Below are 16,226 nucleotides of genomic sequence, written 5' to 3' on the forward strand. Positions count from 1 at the left end.
CGCAACCAAATCTCTTTCGACGACTCGACCTTTAAAAGAACCCGGTTCGCTAACGCGAGCCGGGTTTTCTGCGTTCGGGGCTATGCGTGCCTGCGTCGCTCGGTCGATGGGGCAACATCGTGGGCGCGAGCCTGTATTACGGGCCGCCGGCTCGGCCGAATCCGGCCGGCGATCCGCGCGCGTCGCGGCCTCGAAGCCCGGCCACGGTCTCGCACGGGATGGTCCTCGCGAGACGGCCCCTCGCGGGGCGGGTCGAACCCTGTCCGAGGTGACAGGCCGAGGCCCGTGTTGCGTCGGCCTTCCGGGGGCGTTGGGCACGCTGGGGTTGCGCAAAGCGTCCCCTTCTTGCAGCCGAATTCACGCAGCGATGCGCGGCTCCGCTTTCCGTTCGCCCCGAAAAGAACCGATGCTGCACCAGCCCAAGTCTCTATTGCGTCAAGCTCGGCCGGATCAGCCATGTAATACCCGTCTCCGCCGCGACGTTTCGGTGGGCGCACCGACATCGATTGTGCACAAGCCATACTGCGGACAACCGTTTTCCTTGAGGTTGATCCCTCAATGTAGCGGTTCTTGCGCTGTTTCCGAATGTATAAGTCGATACCGAATTCGAGCCTTGACGGTTCATCGAAAAGCGATTGTATCTGCCCGCGGGATCGCGACGTTGTGCTTGCGTTCTCGACAGTTTCGACATCACGATGAGGCGGCGGACAGGTTATGAATCGAGTCGAGGACGACAAAAGCCGCTTCGTTACGCTCGCATCCGAGATCGTCTCGGCCTATGTGAGCAACAATCACGTGCAGAGCGCGGATCTCCCGAAACTGCTCAACGACATCCACGGCGCGATCCGGGGCGTCTGCGTCGGGGGCCCCGCGGTCGCGGCCCCGAACAAGCCGAGCGCGCAGGAGATCCGGCGTTCGGTGACGCCCGACTTCCTGATCTCGTTCGAGGACGGGAAGCCCTACAAGACCCTGCGCCGCCACCTGACCCTGCGGGGCCTGACCCCGGAGGCCTATCGCGCCAAGTGGGGCCTCGATGCCACTTACCCGATGACCGCCCAGAGCTATTCGGAGCAGCGCTCGCAGCTCGCCCGCTCGCTCGGCCTCGGCCAGCAGCGCCGGAAATCCGCCGCGCCGGTCGCCGAGCTGGAGGAGCCGGCCCCGGCGCCCACCAAGAAGCGCGGCGCCCGCCGCAAGGAAGATGCCTGACCGGGCCCGACCGCGGGCTTCCGGCAACGGTGTCGTGGGCCTGCCGCAATCGGCTCCGATAGCGTAAGGCCGCACGGCGCGCCGCCGATCGCACGGCGCGCCGACCTGCCGCCGGAGCCCTGCATGCTGACCCGCCTCGTCCTGCCCGCCCTCGTCGCAACCCTGCTGGCCGTCGGCCCCGCCGGAGCGCAGATGGCCCGCACCGAGGCCCCGGCCGCCCCGAAGGAGGGGACGGCCAAGACGGTCCCGCTCAGCCGGACCGACATCCAGCTCTCCTTCGCCCCGGTGGTGAAGCGGGCCGCCCCCTCGGTGGTCAACGTCTACGCCTCGCATGTCGAAAAGCGCTCCAACGCGCGCACCAGCGCCATGGAGGAGTTCATGCGCCGCTTCTTCGGCGAGCCGGAGGGCGGCCGCGGCCCCCGGGGCGACCGGGCCCAGCGGTCGCTCGGCTCCGGCGTGCTGGTCGATGCCGACGGCCTGGTCATCACCAACAACCACGTCATCGACAACATGAACGAGGTGCGGATCGCGCTCTCCGACCGCCGGGAATTCGAGGCGACGATCGTGATGCGCGACACCCGCACCGACCTGGCGGTGCTCAAGCTCAAGGAGGCCCCGAAGAACCTGGTGCCGATGCCGTTCGGCGATGCCGACGCCCTCGAGGTCGGCGACTTCGTGATGGCGATCGGCAATCCGTTCGGGGTCGGCCAGACCGTGACGCAGGGCATCGTGTCGGCGCTGGCGCGCACGCAGGTCGGCTCGGCGGATTACCAGTACTTCATCCAGACCGACGCGGCGATCAACCCGGGCAATTCCGGCGGCGCCCTGGTCGACCTGCGCGGCCAGCTGGTCGGCATCAACACGGCGATCTACTCGCAATCCGGCGGCAGCCACGGCATCGGCTTCGCGATCCCCGTCGGCATGGTCAAGGCGGTGGTCGACGCGGCCCGCGAGGGCGCGAGCGTGGTGCGCCGGCCCTGGCTCGGCGCGCGCATCCAGAGTGTGACCCCCGACATCGCCGACAGCATGGGCCTCGACCATCCCACCGGCGTGCTGGTGGCGAGCCTGCAGCCCAAGAGCCCCGCGGACGAGGCCGGCCTGAAGCGCGGCGACCTGATCCTGACGATCGACGGCCAGGAGGTCGCCGACCCGGAGGCGTTCGGCTACCGCTTCGCGCTCAAGGGCGTCCAGGGCCAGACCCGGTTCGGGATCCTGCGCGGCACGGCCCGCCAGACGGTCACGGTCAAGCTCGCCCCCGCCCCGGAGACGCGCCCGCGCGACGTGCTCAAGGTGCGCACCCGCTCGCCGTTCCAGGGCGCGACCCTGGTCAACACCTCGCCGGCGGTGGCCGAGGAGCTGCAGGTCGATTTCCCGGCCGAGGGCGTGGCCGTGCAGGCCGTGGACGAGAACTCCATCGCGAGCCGGCTCGGCTTTCAGAAGGGCGACATCGTCGTGGCGGTCAACGGCGTGCCGGTGGCGACCACCAAGGACCTGGACCGGGTCACCCGCAACACCCTCAATTCCTGGGAGGTCGTGATCAACCGCAACGGCGAGATCATGACCTCGGTGTTCGGGGGCTGAGCCGGACGGGGCGCGTCCGGCTCATGGCCGTGGGCAAGGCCCGGATCCCGGGTTGCGCCCGCCGCCGGGCCCGGTGTTGATGCTCGGATGTCCGACCTGTTCGCCTCCGCCGAGCCCCCATCGGGACCGGAATCCGGCCCCGCCCCCGTCGCGGCGGCGAGCCGCCCGCTCGCGGACCGGCTGCGCCCGCAAAGCCTCGCCGAGGTCGTCGGCCAGGAGCACCTGACCGGGGAGGGCGGGGCGCTCACCCGCCTCCTGCGCGGAAAGAGCCTCGGCTCGCTGATCTTCTGGGGACCGCCCGGCACCGGCAAGACCACGGTGGCGCGGCTCCTGGCCCAGGGCACCGACCTGCATTTCGAGCAGATCTCGGCGATCTTTTCCGGCGTGCCCGACCTGCGCAAGGCGTTCGAGGCCGCCCGCAAGCGCCGGGCGACCGGGCAGGCGACCCTGCTGTTCGTCGACGAGATCCACCGGTTCAACCGGGCCCAGCTCGACGCCTTCCTGCCCGTGATGGAGGACGGCACCGTCACGCTGGTGGGCGCCACCACGGAGAACCCGTCCTTCGAGCTCAACGCCGCCCTGCTGTCGCGGGCCCGGGTGCTGCTGTTCCGCGCCCTCGATCCGGGCGCGATCGCGCGGCTGCTGGTCCGGGCCGAGGCGCTCACCGGGCAGGCCCTGCCGCTCACCGAGGAGGCGCGGGGGGTGCTGGTCCGGATGGCCGACGGCGACGGCCGCGCGGCGCTGACGCTCGCCGAGGAGGTCTGGCGCTCGGCCAGCCCGGGGGAAACTCTCGGCGCGGACGAGTTGCAAGAAATCGTGCAGCGGCGGGCGCCGATCTACGACAAGGCCCAGGAGGGCCACTACAACCTGATCTCGGCCCTGCATAAGACGGTGCGCGGCTCGGATCCGGACGCGGCGCTGTACTACCTGTGCCGGATGCTCGATGCCGGCGAGGATCGGCTGTTCATCGCCCGCCGGCTGGTCCGGATGGCGGTGGAGGATATCGGGCTGGCCGACCCGCAGGCCCTGGTGGTGGCCAATGCCGCCAAGGACGCGTTCGACTTCCTCGGCAGCCCCGAGGGCGAGCTGGCCCTGGCCCAGGCCGCGATCTACCTGGCCTGCGCACCGAAATCGAACGCGGTCTACACCGCCTACAAGGCCGCGACCCGGCTCGCCAAGGAGGCCGGCTCCCTGCCGCCGCCGCGCACCATCCTCAACGCGCCGACCAAGCTGATGAAGCGGATCGGCTACGGCGAGGGCTACCGCTACGACCACGACGAGCCCGACGCCTTCTCGGGCCAGGATTACTGGCCGGACGCCCTCGGGCGCCAGCACCTCTACGCGCCCACCGAGCGCGGCTACGAGACCCGCCTGGCCGAGCGCCTCGCCCGCTGGGAGGCCCTGCGCAAGGAGCGGCGCGGGGAAGGGTAGGGCGGCGTCACAGGTCGAGCGGCGCGTTGTCGATCACCTCCTTCATCACGAAGAAGGTCCGGGTCTGGCGCACCCCCGGCAGGCCGATCAGCGTGGCGCTGTGGAGCCGGTTGAAGTCGGCCATGTCGGAGACGCGGACCTTCAGGATGTAGTCGAAGTCGCCGGCCACGAGGTGACAGTCGAGCAGCACGGGGATCGCCCGCACCGCCGCCTCGAATGCGGAAAAGCTCTCGGGGGTCGAGCGGTCGAGCACGACGCCGACGAAGACCAGGGTGCCCCGGCCGACCCGGGCCGGATCGACCAGGGCCCGGACCGCCCGCACGAAGCCCTCCGTGAACAGCCGCTGGATCCGGCGATGGCAGGTCGCCGCGCTGGTGCCCGACCGCTCGGCGATCTCGGCGTTGGCCATGCGCCCGTCCGCCTGCAGCAGGCGCAGGATCTTGAGGTCGATCCGGTCGAGCCCTGCGGACATGGCGGTTTCTTTCGTTTTTTTGCCGATTTCCGGACGATTTCTCACCCGTCGTCGCGATCGATGCAAGTGAGCGGCCATCGGCAGGCCAAGATCGAGAGCACCTTTCAAGCCATCCGGGGTAGTTTTCTGCCGTAACCCGTAGGCGGCCGTGCCGGGTGGAAAACAATCCCGGCGGCCGGAAGACCCGGAGAGACCCGATGCTGCAAGATTTCGAGCGCTATCCCCTGACCTTCGGCCCGACGCCGATCGAGCCGCTCAAGCGGCTCACGGACCATCTCGGGGGTGAGGTCGAGATCTACGCCAAGCGCGAGGATTGCAATTCGGGCCTCGCCTATGGCGGCAACAAGCTGCGCAAGCTCGAATACATCGTGCCGGACGCGATCAAGAGCGGCGCCGACACCCTGGTCTCGATCGGCGGCGTGCAGTCGAACCACACCCGCATGGTCGCGGCGGTGGCCGCCAAGATCGGCATGAAGTGCCGGCTGATCCAGGAAGCCTGGGTGCCCCACGAGGATGCCGTCTACGACCGGGTCGGCAACATCCTCCTGTCGCGGATCATGGGCGCGCAGACGCAGCTCGTGGATGACGGCTTCGACATCGGCATCCGCGACAGCTGGAAGCGCGCGCTGGCCGAGGTCGAGGCCGAGGGCGGCAAGCCCTACGCGATCCCGGCCGGCGCCTCGGTGCACAAGTATGGCGGGCTCGGCTATGTCGGCTTCGCCGAGGAGGTGCGCAAGCAGGAGGCCGAGATGGGCCTGCGCTTCGACTACGTGGTGGTCTGCACGGTCACCGGCTCGACCCATGCCGGCATGCTGGTCGGCTTCTCCGCGGACGGGCGCGCCCGCAACGTCATCGGCATCGACGCCTCCTGCACCCCGGCCCAGACCAAGGCCCAGGTCCTCGAGATCGCCCAGAACACCGCCGCCCTGGTCGGCGCGGGCGACATCGTCGCCGACGACGTCGTGCTCAACGAGGATTACGCCTACCCGGTCTACGGCGTGCCCTCGCAGGAGACCGTCGAGGCGATCCGGCTCTCGGCCCGGCTCGAGGGGATGATCACCGACCCGGTCTACGAGGGCAAATCCATGCAGGGCATGATCGACCTCGTGAAGAAGGGCTTCTTCCCGAAGGGCTCGAAGGTGCTCTACGCCCATCTCGGCGGCGCGCCGGCGCTGAACGGCTACAGCTACACGTTCCGCAACGGCTGAGGCCGCGCGACCGGCCTCCCACCCATACCCCTCAGCCTGAGGTGACCGCGAAGCAGGATGAGGAGAGGGTGGGAGCCGCGACTCCGGCGCGTGGCCCCCTATATGGCAGCGCCGGACCCGCATCGGAGAGAGCCTGGATGATCGCACCGGCACGCGCGCTGCTCCTTGGGCTTCTCGTCACCCTCGGAGGCCCCGGGGCGCGGGCCGCCTCGGGACCGGCCGTGGAGGCCGAGAACGGCATGGTGGTGTCGTCCCAGCGCCTGGCCTCCCAGGTGGGCGCCGACATCCTCAAGGCCGGCGGCAACGCCATCGATGCCGCGGTGGCGGTGGCCTATGCCGAAGCGGTGGTGAACCCGTGCTGCGGCAATATCGGCGGCGGCGGCTTCCTGGTCCTGCACCGGGCCGACGGGCAGAGCCGCTTCATCAATTTCCGCGAGAAGGCCCCCGGGGCGGCCAGCCGCGACATGTATCTCGACGCCGCCGGCAACGTCGTGAAGGGCGCGAGCCTGCGCGGCTGGAAGGCGGCGGGCGTGCCCGGCACCGTGCTCGGCCTGAACACCGCGCTCGCCGAATACGGCACCCTGCCGCTGGCCCGGGTGATGGCCCCGGCGGTGGCGCTGGCCCGGGACGGCTTCGTGCTCACCCGGGGCGACACCGACATTCTGGATTTCGGCGCGAAGCTGTTCGCCGGGCAGGCCAACGTCGCCCGCGTCTTCCTGCGCCCGGACGGCAGCTCCTGGCGGCCCGGCGACAGGCTGGTCCAGGCCGGCCTCGCCCGCACCCTCCAGGCCATCGCCGCGGGCGGCTCGGACGCGTTCTACACGGGCGAGATCCCCCGCCAGGTCGAGGCGGCATCCCGGGCGGGAGGCGGGCTGCTGACGGCGGCCGACTTCGCCGCCTACACGGTGACCGAATCCGAGCCGCTGAGCTGCCGCTACCGGGGCGCCACCATCCTGTCGGCGCCCCCGCCCTCGTCCGGCGGCACGACCCTGTGCGAGATCCTCACGATCCTCGACGGCTACGACCTGCGGGCGGCCGGCTTCAATTCCGCCCGGACCGTGCACCTGATGGTCGAGGCGATGCGGCGCGCCTTCGCCGACCGCAACATCCTGCTGGGCGACCCGGATTTCGGGCCCAACCCGGTGGCGCAATTGCTGTCGCCGGCCTACGCGGAGAAACTCCGGGCGACGATCCGGCCAGACCGGGCGACCCCGTCAGCGGATATCCGCCCGGCCCCCGAAAACCTCCCGCAGGAGAAGCCCGAGACCACCCATATCTCGGTGATGGACAGAGCCGGCAACGCGGTCTCGCTGACCTACACGATCAACGGCTATTTCGGCGCCGGGGTGATGGCGGGCGAGACCGGGTTCTTCCTCAACGACGAGATGGACGACTTCACGGTCAAGCTCGGGGTGCCGAACCTGTTCGGCCTGGTCCAGGGTGCCCGGAACGGGATCGAGCCGGGCAAGCGCCCGCTCTCGTCGATGGCGCCGACCATCGTGCTGCGCGACGGCAAGGTCGCCCTGGTGGCGGGCTCGCCGGGGGGCTCGCGGATCATCACGATCAACGCGCAGACGCTCATCAACGTGCTGGATTTCGGGATGGAGCCGCAGGAGGCGGTGGACGCCCCGCGCATCCATCACCAGTGGCTGCCCGACACGGTCTATGCCGAGCCCTTCGCGCTCTCGGCGGACACGCAAGGCATCCTGCGGGGCATGGGCCACACGATCGTCGAGCAGAAACCCTGGGGCGCGCAGGAGCTGATCGCGGTCCGCGCGGCCGTGCCGGATGCCGCCGACGTGGCCACCTCGGGCAACGACGCGACCCGCACGGAGCGGATGCGCCCGGGCCTGCTCTACGGCGCCAACGACAATCGCCGTCCGGCCGGCGCAGCCATCGGCGAGTAACGGGTTCCCAAAAGGCAAGCCCTTTCGCAGGGGTTCGGGGGGCGGAGCCCCCGAAGACAGCGGGCTCCGCCCGCACCCGCAAAAGGTCCCGGACCTTTTGAAACCAAGACTTTAGCCCCGCTCGGCGGCTTCCCGGGCGACTTCGCGGAAACCGATGTCGCGGCGGCAGAAGCCTTCCGGCCAGTCGATCCGGGCCACGGCCGCGTAAGCGCGGTCCTTGGCGTCGGTGACGCTGTCGCCCAGCGCCGTGACCGCCAGCACCCGGCCGCCATCGGCGAGCAATTGCCCGCCCTCGGCCCGGGTGCCGGCCTGGAACACGAACACGCCGTCGCCCTCGGCCGCCTCGACGCCCCTTATCACCGAGCCCCGGACCACGGCGCCCGGATAGCCGGCCGCCGCCATCACCACGGTGAGGGCGGCCCGGTGCGCGTCGAATTCGAGCGTGATCCCGGAGAGGTCGCCCTCGCTGGCCGAGAGCAGGGCCGGCACGAGGTCGGAGGCGAGGCGGGGCATCAGAACCTGCGCCTCGGGATCGCCGAAGCGGGTGTTGTACTCGATCAGCTTGGGACCGTCCGCGGTGAGCATCAGGCCGGCATAGAGGATGCCGGTGAACGGGCAGCCGCGCGCCCGCATCCCGGCGAGCGTCGGCATGATGATCTCGGCCATGACCCGGGCCTCGATCTCCGGGGTCACCACCCGGGCCGGGGAATAGGCGCCCATGCCGCCGGTATTGGGGCCGCGGTCGCCGTCGAACACGCGCTTGTGGTCCTGGGCGGTGCCGAGCGGGATGGCCCGGGTGCCGTCGCACAGCGCGAAGAAGCTCGCCTCCTCGCCGAAGAGACATTCCTCGACGACGACCTCGGCGCCGGGCTCTTCGAAGAGCGAGGTGAGGGCGTCCTCGGCCTGGTCCAGGGTCTCGGCGACGGTGACGCCCTTGCCGGCGGCCAGCCCGTCGGCCTTCACGACGATCGGGGCACCCTGCCGGCGGACATAGGCGAGCGCCGGCTCGAGTTCGGTGAACCGCGCGAAGGCGGCGGTGGGGATGCCGCAGGCGGCGCAGAGATCCTTGGTGAAGCCCTTGGAGCCCTCGAGCCGGGCCGCGTCGCGGGTCGGGCCGAAGGTGCGGATCCCGGCGATCTTCAGGTCGTCGACCAGCCCGGCCACCAGCGGCGCCTCGGGCCCGACCACCACGAGGCCGATCGATTCCGCGGTGCAGAAGGCCGCCACCGCGGCGTGGTCGGTGACCTTGAGGTCCGGCAGGTTGGTGCCGTGCCGGGCGGTGCCGGGATTGCCCGGCGCCGTGAACAGGCGGGTACAGAGCGGGCTCTTGGCCAAGCGCCAGGCCAGCGCGTGCTCGCGTCCCCCCGAGCCGATCAGCAGAATGTTCATGCGCGCGCCACCATGGGCCCTGCTTCTGGGCCAAGCGTGCGGACGGGAAAAGGTTTTTTTCGGGCTGTCCCCGCTATGCCGGGATTTCCGCCCCGGCATCGTCCGGTCCCGAAAGCCGGCGGCCGCCGTTCGGGACGATGCCCGCCGCTCAGCAGCCGATGCACACGCTCGTGTTGAGCCCGCCCCGGGGCGCCCGCGCGATCCCGTGCCGGCCGACCCGGCGCCCGCCATAGACGCCGTAGACCGGCGCGTGCGGCTGGAACTGGACGTTGCGCTGGAACTGCTGGTTCAGCGTGTTGTAGTCGGAGACCCGCTGCTGGTTGAGGGTGCGGATCTGGCTCTGCAGGGCGAACGAGGCGTTGGCCGCGTTCGGGTCGTTCGGCTGCACCTGCGCCCGGGCGGCGCCCACCGGGAGGGCGAGCGCCAGGGCGAGGAACGCGCGGGGGAAAGCGCGCATCTGTCTCTCCGTGATCAGGCCTGAATATTGTCCATCCCATCGACGCATCCAGGCTCGATCAGGTTCCTGGCCGCGTCAACCCGGCACGACCGGCGTCTTGGTCTGCGACAGGGCGTCGATCTGCTTGGGATCCAGCCCGGTATGGGCCTGCACCAGGGGATGCGGGGTCAGCGCCAGCCACTGGTTCAGCGAGATGTCGGCGTAGCGCGGGCTCTTGAACATCTCCAGGAAGGTCAGCGTCGTGTCGCCGGTATTCTCGATGTAGTGGCCCATGGCGTAGGGCACGTAGCCGACGTCGCCGGCCTGGTAGTCGAAGGTGCGGGCCTTCGATTCCGAGCCGAACACCGTCATCCGGCCCTTGCCCGAGAGGTAGTACTGCCACTCGTCGCTGTTGGGGTGCCAGTGCAGCTCGCGCAGCCCCCCAGGCTCGACCTCGACCAAGGCCGCCGCGATCGTCACCGAGGCCGGGAACACCGTGGAATCGGTGATGCGCACGCGCCCGCTCCTGGTGCGGATCGGCTCCTGCGCCAGCATCCGGTGGCTGAAGGTCTTCGGGACATCGCCGGCGCCGCCCATCTTGTCGGCCGCGAGCGGGCCGGGCGTCGGTCCGGGGAAGATGTAGAGTTCCTTCTCGGGGATCTTGGCCAGCGCGCTCTCGGGCACGCCGAGGTTCTTGGCCAGGATGTCCCGCGGGGTGTGGGCCAGCCAGTCGGTCAGCAGGAAGGTCGAATCCTCCGAGAAGCCGCCGTCGTCGAACACCAGCAGGAACTCGCAGCCGTCGACCCCGTCGGCGGCGAGCCCCTGGATCGAATGCGGGATGCCGCCCGGGAAGTACCAGAGGTCGCCCTCGCCGACATCGTCCGCGAAGGTGCGCCCGTCCTGGTCGACCGCGGTGATCCGGGCCTTGCCCTTGATCATGTAGGCCCACTCGGCCTCCTTGTGCCAGTGCATCTCGCGGACCACGCCGGCCTTGAGCCGCATGTTGACCCCGGCCATGGCCTTGGAGATCGGCAGCTCGCGCACCGTGGTCTGGCGCGCCCAGCCGCCCTCTTCCAGGCGCATGTGGCTGTCGCTGAACGACCATTTCAGGTTCGGCATCGTGCCGTGGTCGGTGGCCGGCGGCGCCTGGGTGAAGGGCTCCTCGGCGGCCCGGGGATCGTTGGTCGGGCCCAGGATGTCGGCGCCCTTGGAGCCGCGCCGGGGCAGGGGGGCGGCAGGAGCGGGGGCGGTCTGGGCCAGGGCGGGGGATGCCATCATCGCACCGCCGGCGGCGGCGATCATGGAGCGCCGGGAGATCTCGGTCATCGCGTCTCGGTCTGTTGAAGCGCGCCGTCGAAGCGGGGACCGGTTCGGCGTCCGCGCGGTGGAACACGGGCGCGGAGCCAGGCTCGCTCGCCCCACGATCGGGCCGCTCCGGCTCCGTCGCGAGGGTAACCGGCCGGTTCAGCGGAGGATCCAGCACATGATCGTGCGCTGCGGCATCTCGCCCGGACCCCGGGCGTGGTCTATGAATTGAATACGATATTGGATGTGCTCCGGTCGGCGGGCGCCGGCCGCAGGGCGGGGCGCCTCTGCGACGGAGGACGTTCGGCGCGACCCGAGGACCAGGATGGCGGACCGGGACAGTTCAGCCGCGCGCGAGGCCGGCGGCCCCGCGCGACGCGGCCGCCTGTGGGTCGGCCTGCTGGCGCTGGCGGGAATCGGGCTCCTGGGCTACCGCCACTGGCCGGACCCGTCCCGGGCGGCGACCCCGCCGTCCCAAACGGCCCCGAAACCCCAGACCGTGCGGGTCGCCAAGGCCCAGCGGGCCTCCGACACGCTCAGCCTCACCCAGACCGGCACCGCTCAGGCCTTCGACACGGCGAGCCTCTATCCCCGGGCCACCGGCTACATCGTCGAGCGCAAGGTCGATATCGGCTCGCACGTGAAGAAGGGCGACCTGCTGTTCCGGATCAGCGCGCCGGATCTCGACCAGCAGCTCGTCCAGGCGCAGGCGCAGGTGCTGCAATTGCAGGCGGCGCTGATCCAGGCGCGCGCGATGGTCGACCAGGCCGAGGCCAACCGCCACCTCGCGGACGTGACCAACCGGCGGACCTCGACGCTTGCCGGCACCGGCGCCGAGACCCGGCAGAATGCCGACACGTCGCAGGCCGGGGTTCTGGCGCAGAGCGCCAACGTCGATGCGGTCAAAGCGGCCGTGAAGGTCGCGGAGGCCAACATCGCCGCCCAGGAGGCCCAGGTCGCCCGGCTCAAGGTGCTGACGGGCTTCGAGGAGATCCGGGCGCCGTTCGACGGGGTCGTGACCACCCGCAACACCGATGTCGGCGACGCGGTCACGGCGGACACCAATACGGGTGCGCCATTGCTGACGCTGGCCCGGGACGACGTGCTGCGCCTGGCGGTGAACGTGCCGCTCTACGCGGCCGACGGCGTCCGCGACGGCCTGGAGGCCAAGGCCGAGGTGGCGCAGCTCCCCGGGAAGGTCTTCCCCGGCCGGGTCTCGCGCTCGTCGACGACCCTGCTCCACGCCTCCCGCACCCTGGTGACGCAGGTCGACATCCCCAACCCCGACCGCGCCCTCCAGGCCGGCCTCTACATCACCCTGACGCTGGCGATCCCGCGGGTCTCCCCCGCCGTGACGGTGCCGAGCGACGCCCTGATCTTCGACCAGAACGGCACCCGGGTGGCGGTGGTGGAGGCGGGCCAGGACGGGAGCCGGCGGGTGCGGATGCGCCCGGTCACGATCTTCCGCCAGACCGGGTCCACGCTGGAGCTGCGCACCGGCCTCGACGGCGGCGAGCAGGTCGTGGTCGGGCCGCCAGCCTCATTGCGCGACGGCGACGCGGTCGCCCTGCGGGCGGAGGGCAAGGCCGGGACGTGAGGAGCGGCCGGGCTGCGGGTCCCGCCCTCGGTCCGTCGCCGTACGAACCGCACAGCTTGAGGCCAGCTAAAGCGAAGATAAGCCGCCCGACTCGGGGCATTGCGCGGGTATTCTGTCCGGCAGCCCCCAAGATCCACCCTTTTCGTCCGGATCAAGAGAGCGGGTTCCATCGCAATGGCAGTCAAACTCCTGGGATTGCTGACCGCTATACTGGGCTTAGCCCTGATCGGCTTCGGATACAAGCTTGCGTCGGTCGGCGGATCGGCATTCTACGTCTGGATCGGCCTCGGCCTGCTCGCCGCCGGGATCCAGCTCGCCCGGCGCCGCCAGAGCGGGTTCTGGCTCTACGCGCTCACCCTGGCGGCCGCCTTCGCCTGGACGATCCAGGAGGTCGGCTTCGACAAGTGGCAATGGATCCCGCGCGGCGCGCTGATCCTGTTCCTCGGCCTGCTGCTGTCCCTGCCGTTCGTGCCGGGGGGCTTGCGGAATGCACCGCACGACCCGTGGGCGCCGAGCCTGCGGAACGGCCCGCTGGCCCTGCGCGCCGTCGTGGCGCTCCTTGCGATCCTGGGCGTCGCGGCCTGGTTCGTCGATCCGGTGGAGACGAAGGGCAGCCTGCCGAAGGTCGCGCAGGCCGGCAACGCCGCCATCGACCCGAGCGGCGTCCCCTATCCGGCCGACGACTGGGTCGCGTATGGCGGCACCAATCTGGGCCAGCGCTACTCGGCGCTGAAGGACATCGATACCGGCAACGTCCGGACCCTCAAGGTCGCCTGGGAGCACCATACCGGCGACCTGCGCGAGGGCGACAGCAAGGATTCGAAGGAATACACCTTCGAGGCAACGCCCATCAAAGTGAACGGGCTGCTGTATCTCTGCACCCCGCACAGCATCGTCCAGGCGCTGGAGCCGGAGACCGGCAAGCTGGTCTGGGCCTTCGATCCCAAGATGCAGCGGGACGCCCAGTACCAGCACCAGACCTGCCGCGGCGTGTCCTACAACGACTCGGCCAGTTACGTGCCGCCGGCCGAGGCCGATCCGGCCACCGCCCAGGCGGCCGCGGCGGCCATCGCCGAATGCCCGCGCCGGATCATCGCGGCCTCGGTGGACGCCAAGCTCTACGCCCTGAACGCCGATACCGGCGCCCCGTGCAGGAGCTTCGGCACCGACGGCGCGGTGGACCTGAAGGCGCAGATGCCCGGCCTGCAGCGGGCGACCTACCAGCAGACCTCGGCGCCGCTGGTGACCCGGGACCTCGTGATCCTCGGCAGCGCCATCGCCGACAATTACTACGAGACCAACCCGTCGGGAGCGATCCGCGCCTACGACGTGCGCACCGGCGCGATCGTGTGGAAGTTCGACGCCGGCAAGCCCGACGACACCGCGCCGCTCAAACCGGGCGAGCTCTACGAGCCGAACTCGGCGGTGGCCTGGACCCAGCTCTCGGCCGACGAGGGGTTGGGCCAGGTCTACGTGCCGTTCGGCAACCGCTCGCCCGACCAGGTCGGCGTGTCCCGGTCCAAGACGGACGAGGCCTTCATCGACGCCCTGGCGGCTCTCGACCTCAAGACCGGCCGGCTGATCTGGAAGTTCCAGACCGCGTATCATGACCTGTGGGACCGGGATAACCCGTCCCAGCCGGTGCTGCTGACCCTGCCGCACAAGGGTGAAGCGGTGCCGGCGATCCTGATCCCGACCAAGATCGGCAACATCTGGGTCCTGGACCGCCGCACGGGCGAGCCGATCGTGCCGGTGGAGCAGATGAAGGTCTCCACCCAGACCGACATCCCGGGCGAGACCCTGTCGCCGGTCCAGCCGATGTCGGCGCTGAACTTCACCCCGGCGCCGCTCACCGAGGCGGCCATGTGGGGCACGACGCCGTTCGACCAGATCCAGTGCCGCATCGCGTTCCGGTCGAACCGCTACGACGGCAACCCGTTCACGCCGCCCCAGGCGTCGGGCGGCTCGATCGTCTGGCCGGGCAATATCGGGGTGTTCAACTGGGGCTCCGTGGCCGTCGATCCGGTCAACCACTGGATGATCGCGACGCCGCAATACCTACCCTACATCTACCAGCTGTACCGGCGCCCCGCGGGCGAGCCGAACAAGCGGCTGTTCTCGACCGATCCGGAATCCAAGCCCGGCAACGAGAATCTCGGCGGCCCCTACGCGGTGTCGATCGCCCATATGCGCTCGGCCCTCGGCGTGCCCTGCAACGCGCCGCCCTGGGGCGTGCGGGTCGGGGTGAACCTCGCGGACGGCACCACGGCGTGGAAGCACCGCAACGGCACGGTGGCGGGCCAGAAGGTCGCCGGCCTCGCCGTGCCGATCCCGTTCGAGATGGGCATGCTGGCCCATGGCGGCACCCTGACCACGGCCGGCGGCGTCGCCTTCGCGGGCGCCACCCTCGACGACCTGATCCGCGGCTACGACATGCAGACTGGCGAGACCCTCTGGTCCATGAAGCTGCCCGCGGGCGGCCAGGCGACGCCGATGACCTACCGGGGCAAGGACGGGAAGCAATACGTGGTGATCGCCGCCGGCGGCCACGGCTCGCTCGGCACCACGCCGGGCGACTCGGTCATCGCTTACCGGCTCGACTGAGCGGAGATTCCAAAGGGCTGAGCCCTTTGGCGGGGTATCGGGGCAGAGCCCCGATGATGCAGGGCTCTGCCCTGCACCCGCACACGGTCACAGACCTTGTGAATCCGACAGCTTCGCCCGCGCATCCGTGCGGGCGAGGCGGGCCAGCAGGTACTCGATCTCGGCCTTGGCCTGCGGGGTGAGCGCCTGGGACGGCTTGCGCTGGGCGTCAGACGAAAAAATCCCCCGGCGCTGGAACACGTATTTGCGCACGGCGAGCCCCAGCGGGCCCTGCTGCTGCTCGTAGCGCAGGTAGGGCAGGTGGGCGTCGAACAGGTCGTGGGCTGCGTCGCGCTCGCCGGCCCGACCGAGGCGGACCACGTCGACCAGCATCTCCGGGAAGGCGTAGCCGGTATTGGCCCCGTCGGCCCCGCGCTCGGTCTCGAAATCCAGGAACAGGCCGCCATTGCCGACCAGGATCGCGATGTGGCGCATCGAGCCGTCGGCCTCGAAGCCCCGCAGGGTCGAGATCTTCTCCAGCCCCGGCCAGTCCTCGTGCTTGAGCATCACGCAGGACGGGTTCTCGGACACGATCCGGCGGATCACGCCCGGGGTCATCTGGACCGAGAAGGTGAGGGGGTAATCCTGCAGGACGAAGGGCACGTCCGGCCCGATCGCCTCGACGGCGTTGCGGTAATAGCCGACCACCTGGTCGTCGGTGCGCAGGGTGTTCGGCGGCGCGATCATCACGCCGGCCGCGCCCATCGCCATCACCTCGCGGGCGAGCGCCCGCATGGCCGCGAAGCCCGGCGCCGTCACGCCGACGATCACCGGCAGCCGGGTGCGCCCGAGGACCTGCTTCGCGACGGCGAGCCCTTCGTCATGGTCGAGCTTGCCCGCCTCGCCGAGCTGGCCGAGGATGGTCAGGCCGTCGACGCCCGCGGCCCCGAAAAAGTCGGTCATCCGGTCGAGGGAGACCGCGTCGATCCGGCCGTCCGGATGGAACGGCGTCGGGGCGATCGGCACGACGCCGCGGAGATCGCTGGTGAGGGGCATGCCGGTTCTGTCCTCCGTCGCGCGGCAAGGGGGCAGCCGAGGGGGCGGCCGCGCG

12 protein-coding genes are annotated in these 16,226 nt (G+C 70.4%); 7 read left to right on the forward strand and 5 right to left on the reverse strand.

The window, feature by feature from the left end; all coding sequences use genetic code 11:
* Positions 1 to 714: 714 nt before the first annotated feature.
* From WYO_RS06460 to WYO_RS06470, 3 genes are all read left to right on the forward strand, one after another.
* Positions 715 to 1,206: a MucR family transcriptional regulator gene (locus tag WYO_RS06460; protein ID WP_007560457.1), complete on the forward strand. Its 492-nt coding sequence runs from the start codon at positions 715 to 717 to the stop codon at positions 1,204 to 1,206.
* A 123-nt stretch (positions 1,207 to 1,329) separates the two neighbouring features.
* On the forward strand, positions 1,330 to 2,787 hold the full coding sequence (locus WYO_RS06465) for a DegQ family serine endoprotease (RefSeq protein WP_007560459.1): 1,458 nt from the start codon (positions 1,330 to 1,332) through the stop codon (positions 2,785 to 2,787).
* A gap of 87 nt (positions 2,788 to 2,874) precedes the next feature.
* Positions 2,875 to 4,218: a replication-associated recombination protein A gene (locus WYO_RS06470; RefSeq protein WP_007560461.1), complete on the forward strand. Its 1,344-nt coding sequence runs from the start codon at positions 2,875 to 2,877 to the stop codon at positions 4,216 to 4,218.
* 7 nt (positions 4,219 to 4,225) lie between these two features.
* Here WYO_RS06470 and WYO_RS06475 read toward each other — a convergent pair whose 3' ends face one another.
* The gene (locus WYO_RS06475; protein WP_007560463.1) at positions 4,226 to 4,690 is read right to left on the reverse strand and encodes an Lrp/AsnC ligand binding domain-containing protein; all 465 of its coding nucleotides are present in this window, start codon (positions 4,688 to 4,690) and stop codon (positions 4,226 to 4,228) included.
* A gap of 197 nt (positions 4,691 to 4,887) precedes the next feature.
* On the opposite strand from WYO_RS06475, the gene WYO_RS06480 reads away from it, so the two are divergent.
* Entirely contained in the window at positions 4,888 to 5,898 is a 1,011-nt protein-coding gene (locus tag WYO_RS06480; protein ID WP_007560465.1) for a 1-aminocyclopropane-1-carboxylate deaminase, read from the forward strand.
* A gap of 137 nt (positions 5,899 to 6,035) precedes the next feature.
* Positions 6,036 to 7,805 (forward strand): gamma-glutamyltransferase, encoded by a 1,770-nt coding sequence (gene ggt, locus WYO_RS06485; RefSeq protein ID WP_007560467.1) that lies wholly within the window; start codon positions 6,036 to 6,038, stop codon positions 7,803 to 7,805.
* Between the two features lie 111 nt (positions 7,806 to 7,916).
* Here the strand turns inward: ggt and purD are convergent, their stop codons facing one another.
* The 3 genes from purD to WYO_RS06500 form a co-directional block, all read right to left on the reverse strand.
* Positions 7,917 to 9,194 carry a phosphoribosylamine--glycine ligase gene (purD, locus tag WYO_RS06490; RefSeq protein ID WP_007560469.1) on the reverse strand — a complete coding sequence of 426 codons (1,278 nt, stop codon included), beginning with the start codon at positions 9,192 to 9,194 and terminating at the stop codon, positions 7,917 to 7,919.
* Between the two features lie 148 nt (positions 9,195 to 9,342).
* On the reverse strand, positions 9,343 to 9,651 hold the full coding sequence (locus WYO_RS06495) for a hypothetical protein (protein ID WP_007560471.1): 309 nt from the start codon (positions 9,649 to 9,651) through the stop codon (positions 9,343 to 9,345).
* A 75-nt stretch (positions 9,652 to 9,726) separates the two neighbouring features.
* The gene (locus WYO_RS06500) at positions 9,727 to 10,956 is read right to left on the reverse strand and encodes an oxalate decarboxylase family bicupin (protein WP_007560473.1); all 1,230 of its coding nucleotides are present in this window, start codon (positions 10,954 to 10,956) and stop codon (positions 9,727 to 9,729) included.
* A gap of 304 nt (positions 10,957 to 11,260) precedes the next feature.
* On the opposite strand from WYO_RS06500, the gene WYO_RS06505 reads away from it, so the two are divergent.
* Positions 11,261 to 12,532 (forward strand): efflux RND transporter periplasmic adaptor subunit, encoded by a 1,272-nt coding sequence (locus WYO_RS06505; protein ID WP_007560475.1) that lies wholly within the window; start codon positions 11,261 to 11,263, stop codon positions 12,530 to 12,532.
* Between the two features lie 174 nt (positions 12,533 to 12,706).
* On the forward strand, positions 12,707 to 15,136 hold the full coding sequence (locus tag WYO_RS06510) for a membrane-bound PQQ-dependent dehydrogenase, glucose/quinate/shikimate family (RefSeq protein WP_007560477.1): 2,430 nt from the start codon (positions 12,707 to 12,709) through the stop codon (positions 15,134 to 15,136).
* An 87-nt stretch (positions 15,137 to 15,223) separates the two neighbouring features.
* On the opposite strand, the gene WYO_RS06515 is transcribed toward WYO_RS06510, so the two are convergent.
* Positions 15,224 to 16,171: a dihydrodipicolinate synthase family protein gene (locus tag WYO_RS06515; RefSeq protein WP_007560479.1), complete on the reverse strand. Its 948-nt coding sequence runs from the start codon at positions 16,169 to 16,171 to the stop codon at positions 15,224 to 15,226.
* Positions 16,172 to 16,226: the final 55 nt, after the last annotated feature.

The organism is Methylobacterium sp. GXF4 (assembly GCF_000272495.1).
In the GTDB taxonomy this organism is placed as follows: domain Bacteria; phylum Pseudomonadota; class Alphaproteobacteria; order Rhizobiales; family Beijerinckiaceae; genus Methylobacterium; species Methylobacterium brachiatum.